At 34.1% G+C, this 19763-nt stretch carries 23 protein-coding genes and 1 pseudogene; 21 read left to right on the top strand and 3 right to left on the bottom strand.

Annotation, left to right across the window (positions count from 1 at the left end; genetic code table 11):
- The first annotated feature begins 29 nt into the window (after positions 1-29).
- From ACONDI_RS09980 to ACONDI_RS09940, 9 genes are all read left to right on the top strand, one after another.
- On the top strand, positions 30-1199 hold the full coding sequence (locus ACONDI_RS09980) for a right-handed parallel beta-helix repeat-containing protein (RefSeq protein ID WP_241078399.1): 1170 nt from the start codon (positions 30-32) through the stop codon (positions 1197-1199).
- Between the two features lie 301 nt (positions 1200-1500).
- Positions 1501-2865, top strand: coding sequence for a hypothetical protein (locus tag ACONDI_RS09975; protein WP_241078398.1), 1365 nt, complete (start codon positions 1501-1503; stop codon positions 2863-2865).
- 37 nt (positions 2866-2902) lie between these two features.
- Positions 2903-3094, top strand: a complete 192-nt coding sequence (locus ACONDI_RS09970) for a hypothetical protein (protein WP_241078397.1) — start codon at positions 2903-2905, stop codon at positions 3092-3094.
- Positions 3095-3138: 44 nt separating this feature from the next.
- Entirely contained in the window at positions 3139-3948 is an 810-nt protein-coding gene (locus ACONDI_RS09965; RefSeq protein ID WP_241078396.1) for a TolB-like translocation protein, read from the top strand.
- 106 nt (positions 3949-4054) lie between these two features.
- Positions 4055-4270, top strand: coding sequence for a hypothetical protein (locus ACONDI_RS09960; protein WP_241078395.1), 216 nt, complete (start codon positions 4055-4057; stop codon positions 4268-4270).
- Positions 4271-4417: 147 nt separating this feature from the next.
- Positions 4418-4864, top strand: coding sequence for a hypothetical protein (locus ACONDI_RS09955; protein ID WP_241078394.1), 447 nt, complete (start codon positions 4418-4420; stop codon positions 4862-4864).
- Positions 4865-4983: 119 nt separating this feature from the next.
- Positions 4984-6192 carry an InlB B-repeat-containing protein gene (locus tag ACONDI_RS09950; RefSeq protein WP_241078393.1) on the top strand — a complete coding sequence of 403 codons (1209 nt, stop codon included), beginning with the start codon at positions 4984-4986 and terminating at the stop codon, positions 6190-6192.
- A 39-nt stretch (positions 6193-6231) separates the two neighbouring features.
- A complete protein-coding gene (locus tag ACONDI_RS09945; RefSeq protein WP_241078392.1) occupies positions 6232-6819 on the top strand; it encodes a hypothetical protein in 588 nt (195 codons plus the stop codon).
- A 53-nt stretch (positions 6820-6872) separates the two neighbouring features.
- Positions 6873-7067, top strand: coding sequence for a hypothetical protein (locus ACONDI_RS09940; RefSeq protein ID WP_241078391.1), 195 nt, complete (start codon positions 6873-6875; stop codon positions 7065-7067).
- 3 nt (positions 7068-7070) lie between these two features.
- On the opposite strand, the gene tnpC is transcribed toward ACONDI_RS09940, so the two are convergent.
- The 3 genes from tnpC to tnpA form a co-directional block, all read right to left on the bottom strand.
- On the bottom strand, positions 7071-8627 hold the full coding sequence (gene tnpC, locus ACONDI_RS09935) for an IS66 family transposase (RefSeq protein WP_241078390.1): 1557 nt from the start codon (positions 8625-8627) through the stop codon (positions 7071-7073).
- Positions 8628-8692: 65 nt separating this feature from the next.
- Positions 8693-9049: an IS66 family insertion sequence element accessory protein TnpB gene (tnpB, locus tag ACONDI_RS09930; protein ID WP_241078389.1), complete on the bottom strand. Its 357-nt coding sequence runs from the start codon at positions 9047-9049 to the stop codon at positions 8693-8695.
- On the bottom strand, positions 9043-9351 hold the full coding sequence (tnpA, locus tag ACONDI_RS09925; RefSeq protein WP_241078388.1) for an IS66 family insertion sequence element accessory protein TnpA: 309 nt from the start codon (positions 9349-9351) through the stop codon (positions 9043-9045). The genes tnpB and tnpA overlap by 7 nt, the downstream gene beginning before the upstream one ends.
- A gap of 45 nt (positions 9352-9396) precedes the next feature.
- Here tnpA and ACONDI_RS09920 point away from each other — a divergent pair, with 45 nt between their 5' ends.
- The 12 genes and pseudogenes from ACONDI_RS09920 (at position 9397) to ACONDI_RS09870 (ending at position 19377) form a co-directional block, all read left to right on the top strand.
- Positions 9397-10068 carry a hypothetical protein gene (locus ACONDI_RS09920; protein WP_241078387.1) on the top strand — a complete coding sequence of 224 codons (672 nt, stop codon included), beginning with the start codon at positions 9397-9399 and terminating at the stop codon, positions 10066-10068.
- Between the two features lie 166 nt (positions 10069-10234).
- Positions 10235-10876, top strand: a complete 642-nt coding sequence (locus ACONDI_RS09915; RefSeq protein WP_241078386.1) for a hypothetical protein — start codon at positions 10235-10237, stop codon at positions 10874-10876.
- Positions 10877-10931: 55 nt separating this feature from the next.
- Positions 10932-11738, top strand: coding sequence for a CPBP family intramembrane glutamic endopeptidase (locus ACONDI_RS09910; RefSeq protein WP_241078385.1), 807 nt, complete (start codon positions 10932-10934; stop codon positions 11736-11738).
- Between the two features lie 223 nt (positions 11739-11961).
- The gene (locus tag ACONDI_RS09905) at positions 11962-12363 is read left to right on the top strand and encodes a cation efflux transmembrane domain-containing protein (protein WP_241078384.1); all 402 of its coding nucleotides are present in this window, start codon (positions 11962-11964) and stop codon (positions 12361-12363) included.
- A 71-nt stretch (positions 12364-12434) separates the two neighbouring features.
- Positions 12435-13484, top strand: coding sequence for an RNA-guided endonuclease InsQ/TnpB family protein (locus ACONDI_RS09900; protein ID WP_241078383.1), 1050 nt, complete (start codon positions 12435-12437; stop codon positions 13482-13484).
- Between the two features lie 449 nt (positions 13485-13933).
- Positions 13934-14641 carry a hypothetical protein gene (locus ACONDI_RS09895; RefSeq protein WP_241078382.1) on the top strand — a complete coding sequence of 236 codons (708 nt, stop codon included), beginning with the start codon at positions 13934-13936 and terminating at the stop codon, positions 14639-14641.
- Between the two features lie 50 nt (positions 14642-14691).
- Positions 14692-15072: a GerW family sporulation protein gene (locus tag ACONDI_RS09890; protein WP_241078381.1), complete on the top strand. Its 381-nt coding sequence runs from the start codon at positions 14692-14694 to the stop codon at positions 15070-15072.
- A gap of 211 nt (positions 15073-15283) precedes the next feature.
- Positions 15284-15793, top strand: coding sequence for a hypothetical protein (locus ACONDI_RS09885; RefSeq protein ID WP_241078380.1), 510 nt, complete (start codon positions 15284-15286; stop codon positions 15791-15793).
- A gap of 52 nt (positions 15794-15845) precedes the next feature.
- The gene (locus ACONDI_RS09880; RefSeq protein WP_241078379.1) at positions 15846-16739 is read left to right on the top strand and encodes an ABC transporter ATP-binding protein; all 894 of its coding nucleotides are present in this window, start codon (positions 15846-15848) and stop codon (positions 16737-16739) included.
- Positions 16739-18343, top strand: coding sequence for an ABC transporter permease (locus ACONDI_RS09875; RefSeq protein ID WP_241078378.1), 1605 nt, complete (start codon positions 16739-16741; stop codon positions 18341-18343). Before ACONDI_RS09880 ends, ACONDI_RS09875 begins: the two co-directional genes overlap by 1 nt.
- 8 nt (positions 18344-18351) lie before the next feature.
- A pseudogene (locus tag ACONDI_RS15835) lies at positions 18352-18513 on the top strand (type II toxin-antitoxin system HicB family antitoxin); the annotation flags it as partial.
- Between the two features lie 231 nt (positions 18514-18744).
- The gene (locus tag ACONDI_RS09870) at positions 18745-19377 is read left to right on the top strand and encodes a GNAT family N-acetyltransferase (protein ID WP_241078377.1); all 633 of its coding nucleotides are present in this window, start codon (positions 18745-18747) and stop codon (positions 19375-19377) included.
- Positions 19378-19763: the final 386 nt, after the last annotated feature.

Genomic DNA, 19763 nt, shown 5'->3' with positions numbered 1-19763 from the left:
AAATTAATAATGAGGAGTGACGAGGAGGGATGTTAATTAGAAAAAATATATTATCACTTGTTATGGTGTCAATGTTACTTTTGACCGGGATATTAATTTTCGTAGGATGTAGTGCAGAGGTTGATGACAAGAAAGAAGAGGTAGAGTTAGCCGGGGCTGATATAGTAGTTCCAGGTGACTATGAAAGCATCCAAGATGCTATTGACTCAGCTGACAATAACGATGTAATAGAAGTAGAACCTGGGACATATGAAGAGAATATAGACTTTGGAGGAAAAGACATTAAACTTAGAAGTACTAACCCTTATGATGATGAAATTGTAAAAGATACAATTATTGATGGTAGCGGAAATGGAGCGGTAGTGGCTTTTCAAAATCAAGAGCAAGAAGCTGTTATTAAGGGTTTCACCATTAAAGAAGGAAGTGGTGAGACAATAGAACCTGTAGGTAGTGAGATAATTGCCGGAGGAGGTATATTTGTATATGATGGTGCATCTCCTACTATAAGTAATAATATCATTAGTGAAAACAGTAGCCAATTTGGTGCGGGTATATATGTAGGCGATTCACAGGTAGATATTAAGGACAATATGATTAGTAATAATCAGGCCGATGATGTAGGTGGAGCTATTTCTGCTGGTGTGGGATCTGAAGTATTTGTAGATAACAATATTATTGAAGAAAATAGTGCAGAAGAATGGGCTGGTGGTATTAGTGTAAGTGATTCTAATGCCGTTATTAAGAATAACAATATCAACGAGAATAGTATAAATGCAACAAGGCTCGGTGGTGGAGGAGTCACTGTGACAAACTCTGATATAGAATTAGAAAATAATGATATATACAAAAATAGCTCTGATTATAAAGGTGGAGGAGTTCTGGTTGCATCTTCTGATGCTTTGATAAATGAGAATACAATCGATGAGAATACTGCTGAACATGATGGGGGAGCGCTAGCAGTTAGCGGTTCTAACGTGACTCTAAAAAATAATAATCTTAATGAAAATAGTTCCAAACGAAGAGGCGGAGGAATTTATGTATATGGTCAATCAAATATTAGCTTAGAAGATAATGTAATAAATAATAATAAAGCTGGAGCAGGGTTTGATGGAGGAGGAATATATGTCCAAGATTCTGAAGTAATTCTCGAAACAAATACCATCGATGACAATGAACCCGATAATGTATATGAGGAATAAAACCATTGTCACGAAAAATCAAGGGGCAGCTATTTTGAGGGAGTACCCCTTGATTTTTTTAATGAAAATTTATATTTGGTGCAACATTTTAATGTTTAAAAAGTTATATTGGTAGAAGGGTAAACATAGTTGATTGTAAACGAAAGTTCTACTTATTTTTATAACTTAATACCTGTAGCTATGTTCTTATTCATTAAGTCCAGCTTTAGATGTTTTAGACAAATTATATAATAAATTATATTTAGAAAAAGAATAAGTCATAGCCTTTGTTAAGATAAACTTAAGAAAGTGGTGTGAAATATTGAAATCTGATAGCTATTTTAAATCAGTTGTTTTAATAGTTCTATTAATTGGATTAATTTTTTTGGTTGGGTGTAATAATGATGAGCAAGCTGCAAAAGAATCCGATTTTAGAAGTGGAGTAAAAACAGATAACTTTTATCTATTTGTCGAAGGGCCAGAACAAATTAAAACTGGAAAAGAATTTAGCTTAAAAGGCACTCTAGAGTATATAGGAGAAGATGAAATAAAATTAAAGCATGATAAACCAATAATTCGTTTTGCAATATTGGATGAGGATAGTCAGATTATTGAAGGTAAGAAGGCATTTACAACTGAACTTCCATTATCCCAAATAAAATTACTGAACCCTGGAGATAAATTAGAAGTAAAGGAAACCATGAAGTTAAACAAATCAGGGGATTTTGAGGTAAGAGCTAAGACTACAACTTTACAAGAAAAAAGTGATGAAATAGAGAGATTAGAAAGTAGTGTAGGAGTTCGATCTATAAAAATAACTGCTAATGGATGTACAGAGGATAATAACACAAAAATTCAAGAATTGCCGTTGAAATATGATGATAATCTAGAAAAAGCTATTGATGAACAATCACTTACGTACAAACATGTAGAAAATGTTTTTGAAGAAAAAGGGTTAAACCTAGATGAAAAAGAAAGCCTGGAATGCCCGCTAGACATAGATTTACCTATATCACCAAAATCTTATAAAGCAGGAGAACAAAATGACCCTTTTTTTATCTATCAATTTGACAGCGTTTATGAGCGTAAAGAATACTTTCCTATGGACTATCGAGTTGTTATGTCTGATATGGACTATTTTTCTGAGATACGTGATGATAACACAATGCTTGGAAGTTCGAATAATATAGTTTTAGCATATTATGTGGTTGATCCAAATGAACACCCTGAAAAGACAAGAGAAGCTACTGATATATTTATGGATACTTTATTTTACGAATTGCACGATATAAATGAAGTCGTTTATCGAGGTCAGGGTGATTACTGGGATGTAGAGTTTGAGTTCGAATTTTACGACTATGAGTGGATGGATGATGATGGTGAAGAACATTTAGAATTCTTTGGTTACTATGATGTGGAAGTTGAATATTTGGGTGATAATCCCTCAGAGATAACTGAGCTTGATTATTCTTATTATCTAAGAGAATTATTTGATACCGAAGGCTCAATTTCGACAGGAGGCTCAAGCAGGGAAAGTGAAGAAGGTGTCTTAGATGAAGATAAAACTTACTCAAGTAGAGCGCGGATAAGAGAACCAATAGGAAAAGAAGAGGTAGAATTTTCAATCGAATGGTCTGGTGGAGAAGAAGAATTTGTAGTTAGTAAGCAAAGTAAAAACAATGAGTGATTAAATTGGAGGTGATATAATTAAAGGCTTTAGAACTATGATAGTTGGCGGCCCTGCTCCTGGCCCTTTTGGTAAAGATGAAAGCAGGAATATGAAAATATTTAAAACTAATCAAAAAGATAGAAAGCAAAGAAGAAAGAAAAACAATAAAGATCCTAAAAAACTTTTATATGTGTTATTATTTTTTGCCCTGGTTATTATAATAGGTTACTTTAATAGTAATTTTTAAAAACAGCATTATTATGTTGTGACTTAGATTGGAGACCTTTATATATGACTTATGAAAATAGTCCCATTAAAATAATAAAAATGACCAGTATAATTGTAATTATACTTATATCTATATATTGGTATTCTAATTTTTCCGATGATGAAGATATAGATGTTGAATACTATACAAACCCAAAAGTTTTATACGGAAGAGATTTCAGTGATGATATTGAAATAGAAGGTAATAGGCTTATCCAAGAAAATGAAAAGCTAAAAATTAAAAATCAGGAGATTAAAACAGAAATTAAGCTTCCAGCAAACAAGGATATTCAAAGCATTGAATTATCACATGATAAACAACACCTGGCTTTTGATGTAGCTAACAAGGAAAATGTAAGAATGTTCGTAGTTAATCTTGAAACTGGAAATTATGAATATTTAGCTAATGTGGTAGAACGCAAAGATTTTAATTATAAACCTTACAAAAAACCTCATGGATTGGCCTGGTCGCCAAAAGAAAATATTCTTGTTTTTGTTGAGGGACATCAAGATACTAATGGTGATTCTGATTATGAAAGTTCGTCAAGAATCAATGCATATCATCCTGAACTAGATTTACAAGATGTCGCTGGAGGAGTTTTCCTTGAGGAAGAGATTTACGGGGTAAGGTGGGATACGGATGGCGATGCTATATATTATGTTGCAACTAGAAAAGATCAAGACAAGTATGATCTATACCAAACATCTATAGATCTGTATCAAATAGATACAGATCTAGTCAATGAAAAAGATTTTAGAATAGGTGAAGAATATGGAATAATTGAAAAATTAGACTACAAAGAAGTAGAGTCGTGGTTAGAAAAGCATAATTGATTTAGACGTAATTCTCCGATTATTGTGTCACAGTCGATTATTTATGTATCTTAGAACGATTGCTACCTTAGTGTCAGTTTTAGATTTAGAGAGGAGAGGGTCGGTTTTGGGCATTGCATTGATATTTATTTTACTTTCTGTTTTTTTGTGGTTAATTTATCATGTTGTTAAACATGCAACTATTGATGCTCTACATTTATTTAAAGATCAAATTGTAAAGGAGTTAGAGGAAGGTGAGAGGTTTGGCGAAACAAAATACTCTATTGTTGATGTTGTTGATGCCATAAGGGATAAAACTTATGAAAATAAAAATAAAGAATAATTCACTATTGTTATTTGAGAAAAGAAGGAAGGATGAGAGTTTATTAAAAAGGGTTATTTTATTTCTTTTATAGTTATTATTTTTATAGTGGGTATTTTTTTTGGTTTTAGTTATCGGGATTACCAAGGTTACTTTGAACAACAGGATATGGCCTATTCTATAGTTGAAAATCAATTTAGAGAAAAAAGTAATAAGCTACAAAATTTAATAACATACATTGAGATTATTGAGCAAAAAGACGGCGACTTATATAGTGACACTGATAAAACATTTATAAATACCACAATAAAGAGTCAATTAACAAAATATGATTTTACCTATAATTCTTCTTTGCCTCGTGAGCTTGTACCTGAAATAGGAGATTATTATGAATTTTTTCAGATGTGGGATGAAACCTTTTTAGATGTAAAAGCCAAATTAGAGATAATGGAAAAGGAAGAACTTAAAAATTTAAAAGCAGAGGTAGAGTATTTTAACAAAGAATTAGAGGAATATAGTCATATGCTTGCAAAGGACAAACAGCCTGATTTAAGATTAGAACAATTTACAGAGATGAAAAGTAATTTGAATAAAATAGCTACTTTACTGAATTAAATAGTCTCTATTTATTCTATTAAGATATTGTCTAACATATTCCGATTTATATGCATTAATTATTTTGAAGAAATGTGAGGTGTTAAAAAATTTCAGTAAAGAAGTTAGCTTATTTAGTAATGGTAGCAAGTTTGGTAGTTTTAACAGTCTTTATAGCAGGTTGTACTTCAGAATACGAAGTTGAAATACAAGTTGATCCTGAAGATGCTGGAGAGATTACAGGTGCGGGAATTTATAAAGAAGGTAAAGAGGTAAAGGTAGATGCTGAGTCAGAAGAAGGTTACAAATTTGAAGGTTGGTATAGGGATGAAGAAAGAGTAAGTCAAGATAAAGAATTTGAATTTGAAATTGAAGAAAACAAAGAATTAGTTGCTGAATTTGAAGAGTCAATAATTTCAGATGAAAATTTAGAAGCAGCTATTAAGGAAGAATTAGAAACAGATCAAGTAGCTAAAGAAAACATTGAAGAGTTAACAACTTTGGATGCAAGTATTGAAGATATAACTAACACCGATGGAATTGAATACGCAATCAATTTAGAAGAAATTAACCTTGGTTTAACCGAAGTAGCAGATGAAGGAGTAAAACATCTAGCAGAAGCTGATAATTTGGAAGTGCTTGATCTTAACAATACGGAAGTAACAGATGAAGGAGTAGTCCATCTGGCAGAAGCTGATAATTTGAAAGTGCTTAATCTTAGAGGAACCGAAGTAACAGACGAAGGAGTAGAACACCTAGCAGAAGTTGATAATTTGGAAGAGCTTTGGCTTAACGGAACTGAAGTAACAGATGAAGGAGTAAAAAATTTAGCAGAAGCTGATAATTTAAAGATGCTTGATTTTGGTAGAAAAGTGACAGATGAGGGCATAAAACACTTAGTAGAAGTTGACAATTTAGAGAGACTTATTATTCAAGGTGAAGAAGGATTAGAATATTTAGCGAAAGCTAATAATTTAGAGCATCTTGAACTTCATGGGTATAGAACAATAGATCATGAAGTAAAACACTTGGCAAAAGCTAATAACTTAGAACATCTTGAATTTCACGGATATAATATAACAGATTACGAAGCAAAACATCTGGCAGAAGCTGATAATTTACAAAACCTTGGTCTTATGGGAACCTCAGTCACAAATGAAGGAATAAAGTATCTAATAGAAGCTGACAATTTAAAGCAGCTTGCTCTTGGGCATAACCAAATAACAAATGAAGGAATAGAACACTTAAAAGAAACTGACAATTTAGAAAAACTTGACCTTGGAGGAAAGATAATAGAAGATGAAATAATATCTAAACTAGAAGATGCAGGTATTGATGTAAGGAGATAGTAGTGGAGATGGAACTAACTGCTATGCAGTTGATATTTATTGTTTCTTATTCAAATGGAGGTGGTAAAAATTAAAAAATACCATCCATTTTTTGTGATTTTTTTACTAATATGTTTTTCTTTTTCTCTGCTTGGATGCAGTATTAATGTTAATAAGGATACTAACTCTAACTTTTCGGAGGAAGTTCAAACATCAAATTTTGCTTTGTCAATAGAAGGCCCTAAGAAGGTTGAGGCTGGGGAAGAATTCGAATTAAAAGGTACAATTAAATATATAGGAGAAGAAGAGCTTAAATTACTACATGGAGAGTCGATAATTAGATTTCGGATAATTGATGAAAAGGATAACTATTTTGACACTTATGAACCTCCTCTTGTTCAGACTCAAACAAATCTTAAACCTGGTGAAAAAATTGAAATAGTAAGGAATTTAAATGAAATAGTAAAAGATTCAAGGAAAATTATAGAAAATCCAGGACAATATGAAATTTATGCTAAGACAACAACTCTTATAGACGGTGAAAAAGAGTTTTCAGATAAATATAGTGACGAAGAAGCAATTATAAAAGATGAAATAGTTACTGAATCAGTAAAGATCGAGATTAAAGAAGAATCTAGTGAAAATTAATAATTAATAAACATAAATCCGAATTAGTATTTAAGCTTGGAGGTTATCTAATTATGGTTAAAAATATATGGAGTAAAATTAATATCTTTTTTGAAAACCCCAAAAAAGTTAAAATTATAGTTACTATATTAATAATAACAAATATACTCACAGTAGTTTATGGAGTATCTAACCATAAAGATAATTCGCCTTATGCAAATTATCTATCCTCAAAAAGTGAGCGTCAAATAGCGCCCACCTTGAAATAAAGATTACTTTTGGATTTTACACTCTGAAGGGATAGCATCAGACCATGGTAGTAACTCATCAATAGCTTCTTGGTCTTGAAGATCAATATTAGGAAGGTTTTCAAACAGGAATTTGAGGTATTCAAATGGTTTCAAACCGTTTTCTTTGGCTGTTTCTACAATACTGTAAATTGTAGCACTGGCCTTAGCACCCTTAGGAGTATTGGCAAACAACCAGTTTTTTCGACCCACTACAAAAGGCTTGATGGAACGCTCAGCTCTGTTGTTATCTAACTCTAAGCGACCATCTTCTAAAAACTTCACAAGTTTAGGCCACTGATTTAAACAGTAGTTGATAGCCTTACCAAAGGCACTTTTAGGAAGAACTTTAGGTTTTTGTTCTTTAAGCCATGCGTAGAACTCTTCTAATACCGGCAAACTACGCTCGTGCCGAATTTTGTGACGCTCTTCGGGCGTTTTATCCCGAAGGTCATGTTCTATGGCAAAGAGTTGGTTGCAAAACTCCAGTCCTTTCTTAGCACTTACTTGAGCATTTTGTTGGTCTTTTGGGAGCGCTTTTAATGCTTCATCAAATTTACGCCTAGCGTGAGCTAAACACCCAACAAGGCTGATATCAGATAAATCATTGTACCCTGAGTAGCCATCAACCTGTAAGAATCCTTCAAAATCAGCCAAGAACTTTCGGGGGTGCTTACTTGCCCTGGTGGTTCTGTAGTCATAAAGTATTATTGGTTCATCTTCTCGTCCGGTACGGTAAAGCCAAAGAAATGATTTATTCTTTGCAGACCTACCATCTTCACGAAGTACCTGAAGATTGCTCTCATCAGCATGCAAAATGTCTTTTTCAACTAATAGTTCATGTAATCTATTGTATAAAGGAGTGAGCCAGCGATTTGAGCATTCTATCATCCAGTTAGCCATAGTCTGTCTTGACAGTTTTATACCCAAACGAGATAACTGTTGTTCCTGACGATAAAGGGGCAGAGCATCTACGTATTTTTGGTTCATGATATGAGCTACGGCAGAAGAGGATGCTACACTGCCGGGTAAAACCGGGTTAGGCATGGAAGCTGTAATTATGGAGTTCTCAGTGCCTTCCTTATCACAGCGGCGACAAGCATAAACATAGCGTACATGTTTAACTACGCTTGCCTTAGCAGGAATGATCTTTAGTTCTTTTCTCTCTTCTGTACTCATTTCATGAAGCTCGTCACCACAGCAGGAACACACCTGCTCCTCGGGGGAAAGGCGGTGCTCGATAGTCTCTTCAGGCAAACCGTCAAGCTGGTCTTCACGGTGCCCTTTACTTTTACGGCGCTTGTATGTAATTTCCTCCAGTTCGGGTTCTTTAGAATTAGAATCAGATTCTTTTTCAGCTTCGTTAAAGAACTGCAGCTGATCTGGAGGGGTGGCTTCACTAGAACTTCCAAACTGCTTTTTTTGCTTAAGACGAAACTGTTCCTTTAGCCAGTCGTTTTGTTCTTTTAAATCAGCATTTTGGCGTTCCAGTTGGTCACATCTATTTTTTAATTGGTTAATGGTTTCTGATTTATTTTCCATATTTAATTAATTCTACTTAAATGGTAAAAAGCCCTTTAATATCAGGGCTTTTTGGAGAAAAAAATTTATAATATTGTTCTTGCCTTTACTTCTTTATGGGCATCACCCTGATCAAGGGAGAGGCCATCCAACAGCCAGCGTAGCTGGCGGTAGGTTATTTTCATAGGAACAGGAGAACCTTCATCTGGCCATTTAAACTTGCCTTCTTCTAAACGCTTATAATATAGCCAAAAACCGTTGTTTGACCAGTGGAGTATTTTTAATTTATCTTTTTTCCTGTTGCAAAAGACAAAAAGGCAGGGAGAGAAGGGATCTAAATCAAAGGATTCTTTTACAATTACTGCTAAGCCATCAATTGATTTTCTAAGATCCGTTTTGCCCCTTGCCAGGTAAACTCGTTCTATGGTAGCTTCATTTAACATAGTCCAGACAATGTATTAACTAAGTCTTTTAAAAGACTTTTATCATAGCCAGGTTTTACTTCTATTGAGGCTTTACCTACTTTTACTGTAATATTACTTTCATCTGAATAGTCTACTTCTACTGGTGACCATTTAGTTTCTTTGGAAGGAGCATCTTCTTTGTATTTTCTACACCAGTAGCGTAATCGATTGAGTTTAACACCATTAGCCTTGGCCCAATCTTTTGCTGTTTGGCCGCTGGCCCGAAATGCTGAGACTCTCTCTTTCCACTCAGCTCTTAACTGTTCATTTGTTTTTGCCATAAAAAATCATCCCCTTCGTGGTTATTTGGGGAAGATTATGGCATATTGTATGAAGAAAATCTAGGTGGGTACTGTTTGACGCTTACCTCAAAAATACAAAATGACATTGCTAGCATTACAAACAAGTTGGCTATAAATAAATATATTCTAGACAAAATAAGCTCACAACAAAGAATACAATTTAATTATTTAGAAGAATTAGAAAGAAACTTTAGTTCTATTTACGGATTCAGACGACCTTTTGATTTAGCCCGAACTTATTTAAATCGTGGTGAACCTCCTAATTCTTTAGCAACTAATTCTTATCCTATAATTAAGGCTCGTAATTTTAGTGTCAGTGTTAAGAATATGCTTGATGATTTTAATAATGAAGACAAAACCGATATTAAACTAGAACAAGAAGAAATAGAAAAAATTGAGTATATGAAAAGAATAAACCAATTATGGCTTGAGGTAATAGCAGAAAACATTTATGGTGTTAATGTACCTGAACCAAAAGATGAATATTATAAGACCGTTGATGAAGGACGTTACAAAGGTACAATTATGATTTCTGAAGATGAAGGCAAACCTATTGACGATGAATATAGGAATCACTATATAGATGAAAACAATGTCAGTGTAATGGTTACAACAGAAGATTGGATAAATATGATTGAGGAGATGCAAACAAATTCGTATAAATATCACGGTGAATATCAGTCGTTATTTAAATAAACTAAATGATATATAATGTATTTATAATATTTGCTTTTATAGTATTAACCAAATTGATGATAGAGCTAGCTAATTTTATAGGACAAAATTTTGAAATTGGAAAAGAGAATCAAACTTTCAGGGAGAACCAAAAGTGCTTTAAGGGAATCTGCAAGGAGGAAGCGTAATGAAGCTATGTCCAGACTGTAAAAGTGATAATATAGAAAATGCTTCTTCATTAGGGCTAAGAGTTTTTGCTTGTCTTGTACTTATATTTATAATTCCTTTTGGATTTTTATTTGCCTGGTTACCTTTTGTATTGTCTTATAAGTATCGATGTAATCTTTGTGGGAAATTAGCCGAAAATGAAGAATTTCTAAATATAGACTGGCGGGAAAAAGATGAAATTTTAAAAGAATATACACAAATGGAAAAAGAACTATCAGATTACTTGGGTAATTGGGTTAAGGACGACAATAATGATTTTTATAAAATAGTTAAAGGTAGAGGCCAATTTTTAGCTTTAAAGCTGATAAATAAAAATTTATTGCCATATTTAATAACTGGTCTAGAAAATAATAAAACTTTAAAAGTAAAAGAAATGTCCGGCTTTAAAATAATTGAAAGAAAATCTAATGTACACGGTTTGTATAAACCTCCTGAATCAGAGAATCTACCTGCCGATAGTCCTCAACTAACATCGCTTGGAGAGGAAGTGCTCACACAAGAAGAATTTCTTTATATAACAAAACAGCAAATCGAAGATGTTAAAAAGTGGCTAGAAAGTGAAAAAGTAGATGATATTAAAATTATAATTAATCCACAATAGTATGAAGACGTAGTTTTTTTAACTTTAAAATATGGTTTTATGAGGAGAGATAAGCATGGGAGTAATTATTGCTAAACAGAAGTATCCCTTTTGGAAGCCGTTTTTTGCTTTATTTATTTTTGGGTTTATCGGGGCAATCTCACTTTTGTTCAATATCATTCCCCAAGTTGATCAAATTAGCGAGCTTCAACCTGAACTAGCAGCAATACCTGTTCAGCTAATTATTGCCTTACAGCTTTTGCAGGTCATTTTTCTGGTGATAATTGCCACTGCTGTGGGATGTTTGCTTGCCCCTAGAGTTGGACTTGTCTCTTTTATATACGAAAAAGCTGCCTATGAAAAGCCAGTGCTCTCTCGCCTAAAACCACAATTGCTACTGGCACTTAGCCTCGGATTGGTCTTTTCAGTAGTTGCTATCGTTTTAGACATGGCTTTTTTAAATTTCATGGGGGAAGAATTTTTGGCTTTAGAACTCCAGGGAGCAAATATATTTGCACAATTGGGCCTTGGTATTTTGTATGGAGGTATTACCGAAGAACTTTTGCTTCGTTGGGGGTTCATGACGTTCTTGGTTTGGCTTGGATGGCTATTGATACGACGAAAGGGGAGTTACCCTCCAGTAAGTCTGGTTTGGACGGCAATTATCCTTTCCGCTATTGTATTTGGCATCGGGCATCTTCCTGCAATGGCATCATTGGTCCCTCTTAATGCGATTATTATTATTCGTACTGTTCTTTTAAATGCCATTGGTGGGGTTGTTTTTGGCTGGCTATTTTGGCGATACAGCCTGGAGACTGCTATGATTGCTCATGCTTTTACTCATGTGGGTTTTTTCATCGCAGGTCTTCTGGCGATGGTATAGGGACAGGAGAGTATCCCTGCCATTTATGGCGAGCTAACTCAGCAGATTCAAGATTCATTTGTAGGTTTACCTGAAATTTTTGTGCAAACTCTGCTATTTGCCTATCTATTTTTTGTTTGGGAAAGAAGGATTATGCCCAAATTTTCCGGTTAACCATCAGCCCATTAATCTGAATAATAGATTTAATTCTTAGATCCGTTAAAGGAGTGAATCTACTAAAACAATGAGCGAATTAAAAATAGAGAAAAAACTACTAACTATTTCACTATGGGTTACAGCGGCATTTGCATTATTGTCCTTTGTTTTGGGAGTGTTGTTTCACTCCCAGGTTATTGTATTTGATGGGCTTTATTCTTTGATTGGAGTAGGTATGTCTTATTTTTCTTTGTACGCTGTTAGTTTTATAGGGAAAGAAGACTGGCGAAGCTTTCCTTTTGGGAAAGATATAATCGAGCCCCTGGTAGTAACGATAAACTATTTTGTAATTTTGCTCCTTGTTGCAGGTTCTATAATAAGTGCAGTTTTTACAGTATTAGGGCGAAAAGCCCACGGTTTTCAATCGTGGGATGAAAGCCCATTTTTTTATAAATTATCGTGCAGTGCAAAGAAAAAACATATACAATAGAATTATGAAACAAGAATATAGAACAACTAAAACTACCGTATCATTAATCAACTAAACAAGAGGGTGAACTTATGGAACAAACAGCCAAAATAAAACTACTGCCGACAAAAGAGCAAGAAAAACACCTGATCAATATATCAAAAGAATACATAAAAACCGTCAATACCCTAGTATCTAAAATGGTACAAGCAGAAAAAGCATTAAAACTATCATCAAAAGATGTCCAAGTATCAATGCCAAGTGCCGTCAAAAATCAAGCAATCCGTGATGCCAAAAGTGTCTACCGTAGATCCAAAAAATTAAAAAGAGTCCCTATTCTAAAAAAGCCTGTCTGTATATGGAACAATCAAAACTACAAAATCAAAGAAAATACCATAGAATTTCCAGTATGTATCAATACTAAATCAAAGCGTATAGCCATAAAAGCCGTATTAACCGAATATCAAAACGAGCTACTTAAAAACAAACTGGGCACACTGCGCATCACAAAGAAATCAAACAAGTGGATTGCCCAAATATGTGTAACAGTACCAGACCCTAAGCCTAAAGAAACAGATATCATTATGGGCGTAGACTTAGGCTTAAAAACTCCAGCAGTCGCAGTAACAAGTACCGGAAAAACAAAATTCACTGGTAACGGCAGACAAAATAAATATATCCGCAGAAAATTCAAAACAAAACGACGTGAACTAGGAAAAGCAAAAAAATTAAATGCCATCAAAAACCTCAATGACAAAGAACAACGCTGGATGAAAGACCAAGATCATAAAATTAGCCGTAAAGTGGTTGATTTTGCAATACATAATAAAGTTTCCATCATTAAATTAGAAAAACTATCTAATATCAGAACCACGGCAAGAACAAGCCGTAAAAACGAAAAGAACCTTCATACATGGTCATTCTATCGTCTGGCATCATACATTGAGTACAAAGCGAAATTAGCAGGCATAGCAGTAGAATATGTAAACCCTAAATACACCAGTCAAACATGTCCTATATGTGAAGTACTAAATCAAGCTAAAGATAGAAAATATCAATGCACCTGCGGTTTTAGTTCGCACAGAGACCGGGTAGCAGGAATGAATATCATTCATGCACCTGTGATAGATGGAGCAGCTTAAGCTGCAGTCTATCAGCCCATACTGCTATATGCACTGGTATGGGAAGGGTACTGGCATACCCTTAGCTTGGGAGCTGTCCAAAGCAGAAATGGACTGAGGACGGTAAGCTACCCAAGAATCCTACGCATTTATGCGTGTTGGAGTGTCAATGGTGATAGGAAATGGGCGGTGTAAAAAAATGAGGGGGATGCATACCTTCGAAAAGTAATATAGCACTATGGCGTATATAAGCAATATAGATAGCATGTTAGTTTTAATTGCTTTATAGGTAGGCACACTCTACTTAAACGCGAATAATCGTTGCTCACTGGATTATTTCATGGTATAATTATACAGGAAAGAATAGTAAATGGCACTAATTAGTCCTTAGATCATAATAGACAATTATTTTATAGTTTCTATGTACATGCCCTGCTTCAGCGCTTCAGCAATGAAGTAGAGGATTATTTTTGGAGATATTAATTATTATGCTCACTCTCATAAAAGCAATAATATTAATTATTGGTCTAATAATTTTATTTTTTTTGGTTATCCCTGTTAATTACAGATTCGTTGGGGGATATAAGGATTATTTATGGTTTAGTTTTAAGGTGAACAGTCTTATCGTACTTGGAATTAAAGGAAATTGGACCAACGAAATGGATAAGCCCTTCCAAACCCACATTATATTATTTGGCCTTTCAATTCCATTTACTCGTCAGCGCAAAGAAGAGAAAAAAGAGAAAAAAGAAGAAAAGAAGAAAAAAGAAAAAACAGGGAAAAAGGAAAAGGAACAAGGAAAGTACAATTTAAGCAAAATTTTTTCTTCATTGGACTCAGAATTGATAGGAAATGCAATAAAATTGCTTAAGGAAATTATATATATCTTAAAGCCAGATAAATGTATGCTAGAAGGAAAACTTGGTTTTTCTGAGCCTCATCTAAACGGCTATCTTACTGCTATAATTTATATGATACAAGAAAATATTCGAGGGATAGAGGTAAATATAGAGCCCTATTGGAAAGAGGAACATTACGATTTGCACTTAACTATTAAAGGCAAGATTGTTTTAAGTGTACTTCTTTTTAAGCTTGCCAGGTTTTTATTAACAAAAAGATCACGCCAATTTATAAAAGATTTAAAGAAAGCTAAAAGGCTCGATTCTAAAGCTGTTTAAAACTTAATCGGTAGCTTTTTCTTAAAAATAAATGACAGGAGGAAGAGAACATGAGCAGTGGTAACCAATTGTTTAATAACTTGTTAGAGAAGTTAGAAAAGTTTGTCCGTACAGAAACCGTAGTTGGAGAACCGATTGTAGTAGGAAATGTGACCATGGTACCTATAGTATCAGTCTCCCTTGGCCTTGGTGGAGGAGAAGGGACAGGCAAAGATGATAAAGGAAACGATGGAACAGGGACAGGAGGCGGCGCAGGCTGTAAGATAACGCCAAATGCTATTTTAGTGATAAAAGATGGAGAATTCAGTGTATTTCCTTTAACCAGTAAGGGTTCGGCGGAAAGGCTTGTAGATATGGTACCAGAAATAATTCAAAAAGTTGAATCTTACAAAACTAAGCAAAGAAATCAGTCTCAAGAATCTGACGAGTAGAAAACATTTGAAATAAATTATCGGGTTTTCCAAATATCCGGTTCAAAAAGGATGGCAGTGATCCCTGCTTGGTTGAGCCGAGCAGGGTTTTTTAATTTTGAAAAAAGAAGTAGATAAATTTAAAAAAGAGTTGGAGTCGAAAAAATAAAATGAATACAGGGTTTTATATTTGAGACTTAGGATGAACAGTCTATATTAAGGGGGCCTTATCTTGAATAACACTAAACTCTATAATGTTATATTTCCTATTTGGTTAATTATTTTTGTACCACCAATTCTTTTTATTTCGATACTAGGTAATTTTTTAATTGACAGTGTAATTTTAATATTAGGTTTCAAAATATTTAATGGATATGATGCAACTAATCTATCTACTAAACAGTTTTATAAAATGACAATATTAAAGGTTTGGATATTAGGCTTTTTGGCAGATTCTTTAGGAGTAATACCATTGATGGTTTCAACTTGGGCAGTATTACCTGTTTTTGAACTCCCGAATGAAGTGATACATGCTATTTCATACAACCCTTTCTCAAATATATGGGGGTTTGTAATTGTGCTGTTAAGTATTTTCATAGCTGGTATTTTGATTTATGTTTTTAATTACAAAATCTCCTTTAAATACATTCAAGATAAAACGTTAAAATTTAAATTAGCTGTAATTTTAGCTATTGTAACAGCACCCTGGACTTTATTAGTACCAACAGAGTTGTTTGTGTAAACTATTTGGATGCATTAAAGAAAATTTACTTTAAGCAAAAGGTGGGCAAGCAATGACAATTTTATATACAAAAAATTTATCAAAGAAATTTGGCAATTTTAGAGCTTTAAATAAAGTTAACCTTGAAGTAGGGGAAGGAGAAATCTATGGATTCATTGGTCCTAATGGTGCAGGTAAAACTACTACCCTAAGAATATTATTGGGTATTCTTAAAGCAACTGAGGGCGAAGCAAAGATATTTGGCAAAGACGCTTGGAAGGAGGCTGTTGAGATTCATCAGAAACTTGCATATGTCCCAGGTGATGTAAACTTATGGCCAAATATCACTGGTGGAGAAGTAATTGATCTGTTTTTAAAGTTAAGGGGTTCTTATAATAGAAGTCTTAAAGAAGAGCTCATTGAAAGATTTGACCTAGATCCTGCCAAGAAATGCAGAACTTATTCAAAAGGTAACAGGCAAAAAATTGCTTTGATTGCTGCCTTTGCAGCAGAACCAGATATATATATACTAGATGAGCCAACGTCAGGTCTTGATCCTTTGATGGAAAGAGTCTTTCAAGAATGTATAAGGGAAGCAAAAAATAAAGGGAAAAGTATTCTACTATCTAGTCACATATTATCTGAGGTGGAAAGATTATGTGATAAGGTTAGTATCATTCGACAGGGTGAAATCATTGAATCAGGTACTTTAGAAGAATTGCGTCATTTAACCAGGACAAACGTTGTTGTCGAAACTCAAAAACCAGTTGCTTCTTTAAATGAAGTGACTGGTGTTCATGATATACAAGAAAAAGAAAACAAACTTTCTTTTCAGGTTGATACAGAAGAGCTAGGAAACGTCATTAAATATTTAACTCAATTTGAAATTTTGAAATTAGAAAGTGCACCACCCAAATTAGAAGATTTATTTATGAGACATTATGAAGGGGATGGAGGTGCAACATAATGTCTAACAAAATATACAGTAATACAGGAAAGCTTACCCGCTTTATATTGCGACAAGATAGAGTTCGCATCTCAACCTGGATAATTGCTATAACTTTAATTACGATGATTGTTGCTCCAGCTTTTACAGAACTGTATCCAACAGCAATGGAAAGGCAAGCAATTGCCGAAACCATGAAAAACCCCGCTATGACTGCAATGGTTGGTCCAGGATATGGGTTAGACAACTATACTATTGGGGCAATGATGGGTCATCAAATGCTTCTTTTCACAGCAATTGCTGTTGCAATTATGAGTATATTATTTGTTGCACGTCATACTCGTGTAGATGAAGAAGAAGGTAGGATAGAGATGGTTCGATCACTTCCCGTTGGTCGATTGTCTAATATTATTGGGACTACCTTGGTTTCTTTTGGAACGAATATTATATTAGCACTTATTGTTGGTTTTGGGTTATTTGCTTTAAGTATTGAAAGTATGGATCTAATGGGTTCAATATTGTATGGAGCTGTGTTGGGTGTAACCGGTATTTTCTTTACAGCTTTAACTTCATTATTTGCGCAAATTTCATCAAATAGCCGGGGAACAATTGGTCTTTCGTTAGCTTTTTTGGGGCTTGCATATTTTATTCGTGCTATTGGAGATGTAAGCAGTGAAGCTCTTTCTATGTTGTCGCCCCTTGGATGGGTGTTACGCACAGAAGTTTATGTTAATAATTATTGGTGGCCGGTTATTTTAACTTTAGCTGCATCTCTTGTAATATTGGGTATTGCTTTTTATTTAAACTCTATTCGTGATCTAGGAGCTGGATTTATTCCGTCGAAACCAGGTAGAAAAACCGCTACTGCATTTTTGCAAGGTCCCCTTGGGCTTGGGTTGAGGCTTCAGCGTACTGCTATAATAGCCTGGGCAGTAGGTATGTTGCTTTTAGGTGCTTCTTATGGATCAGTATTTGGTGATTTGGAGACTTTTTTTGTAGATAACGAGATAATACAACAGATGTTACCACCATCTGAAGGGTATTCTCTAACTGAACAATTTTTGACTATGTTAATGTCTGTAATTGCTATATTTGCTACCGTACCACCTTTAATTATGATTTTAAAACTAAGAGGGGAAGAAAAGCAAGAACGTACGGAAAATCTATTAACCAGGGCAGTACCACGCACTAAGTTAATGGGTAGTTTTTTTGCAATTTCCATTGTAACTGGTTTTATAATGCTTTTTCTTACTGTAGTTGGCCTTTGGTCCGCTGGGAGCGCAGTAATGGAGGATCCAATTTCTTTTAGTACAACATTTGGTGCTGCAATGGTTTATTTGCCCTCAATGTGGATGATGATTGGTATTGCAGTGCTACTAATTGGTATTTTGCCTCAAGGAACAAGTTTTATCTGGCTATATCTTGGTTATTCTTTTTTGGTAGTATATTTGGGTGGGCTACTAGATTTCCCTGAATGGCTGGCTAACTTGTCACCTTATGGTATTGTGCCCCAATTGCCAATTGAAGAGATGAATTATCTAAGTCTTTTAATAGTAACGGCTATTTCAATAGTTTTAACTATCGTTGGTTTTATGGGATATAACAAAAGAGATATAAAAGGATAAGGAATTTTATAAGAGAAGAATTAGAAAATAAAGCTATTAAGAAGACTTTAACCATTCCAAAATGGCTTAACGATGCTGCAGAAACTGAAGGTATAAATTTTTCACACTTACTTCAATTTGCTATAAAAGAGCGTTTAGGTATTAAGAAACAAAAACACTTACAAAAGTAAATTTACACAATAGTGGGTCCTCTAGTTTAAGTGGGCTGCCTTATTTTTATTGACATGGATGGTGTATTACAGGAGTCATCCATCATACCGGGTTAAACAAATTGTTGGAATTTTGTCTTTAGTTTTAATCTTACTTTAATTTTGTGAAAACTTGAACAAAGGGTGCATATTGTGTATAATTAAACCTAGGAAGAAGATTGAATAATATTTTTAACTACAGAGGTGGTTATAATGTCAAGTGCATTTCTTGAAAATTTAAATGATAACTTTATAAATACTGAAAAAGGAATTATTGAGTTTTTTGGGCCTTTAACAAGAGAAGAATTATCAAAACTTAATATGGAAGAAGGTTTAAATAATTTTAGAGAAGCTGATAAACAGCATGAAGCTTTGATGACTATAAGTGAATTTGATGAAGGTAAAGTTTTTGCTGCCTGTCATGATAAGACCATAGTAGGTTATGTTACTTTTCACCCTCCAGAGTTTAGAAGATGGGCCGATTCAGGAATTCCAGAATTATTAGAACTGGGCGGGATTGAAGTTTCTACTAATTACAGAGGGCTTGTTATTGGTAAAAATTTGTTAAAGTGGACCTTTGGAACGTATGACTTCGAAAGTAGAATTGTTATTAGCATCGAAACTTGTTATAACTGGAAGACAATAAAGCATAATTCAATATGGGAGCACAGAAGTATGTTGAAACATATAATGGGTCTAGTCGGACTAAATCCTAGAGATACTGACGATCCAGAAGTCATAGAACACATGGCAAATATGTTACTAGTCAGGGTCGGTGATAGAGTTAGTCCAGAAACCGCATCACGTTTTGAGAAGCTATTATTAAAAAATCAAATTATCTTTTAAAATCTTAATATAATAGATAAGTTAATAAATTGATCAAAGGACAGGGAGCCAAGCACTTTCCCTGTCTTTTTTGTCTTTGGTATATTTATAATTAGTTTACAGAAAGTTTTATATAACTATTCAAGAAAATGTTGACGAATTAGTAAAGGTGCATTAAGGTGCATACAAGCAAAACAGATAGCATATAAGTCTTATTTGCTTCACAGGCAGGCACACTCTGCATAATCGCAAATAATCGTTGCTCAATCAATTATTCCATGGTATAATTATACAGGAAAGAATAGTAAAAGACCGCCCATGGGAAGTAAAAAATACGAGGGGTGACAAAAATGAAAAATAGTAAAATTTAGGGGTTCTTAGCTCGATTCATCGGTGTTTATGTGTTT

Source organism: Natranaerofaba carboxydovora, from assembly GCF_022539405.1.
Lineage (GTDB): Bacteria > Bacillota > Natranaerobiia > Natranaerobiales > Natranaerofabaceae > Natranaerofaba > Natranaerofaba carboxydovora.
The sequence above is the reverse complement of the archived record's forward strand: the minus strand, read 5'-3'. Positions and strand labels throughout refer to the sequence as shown.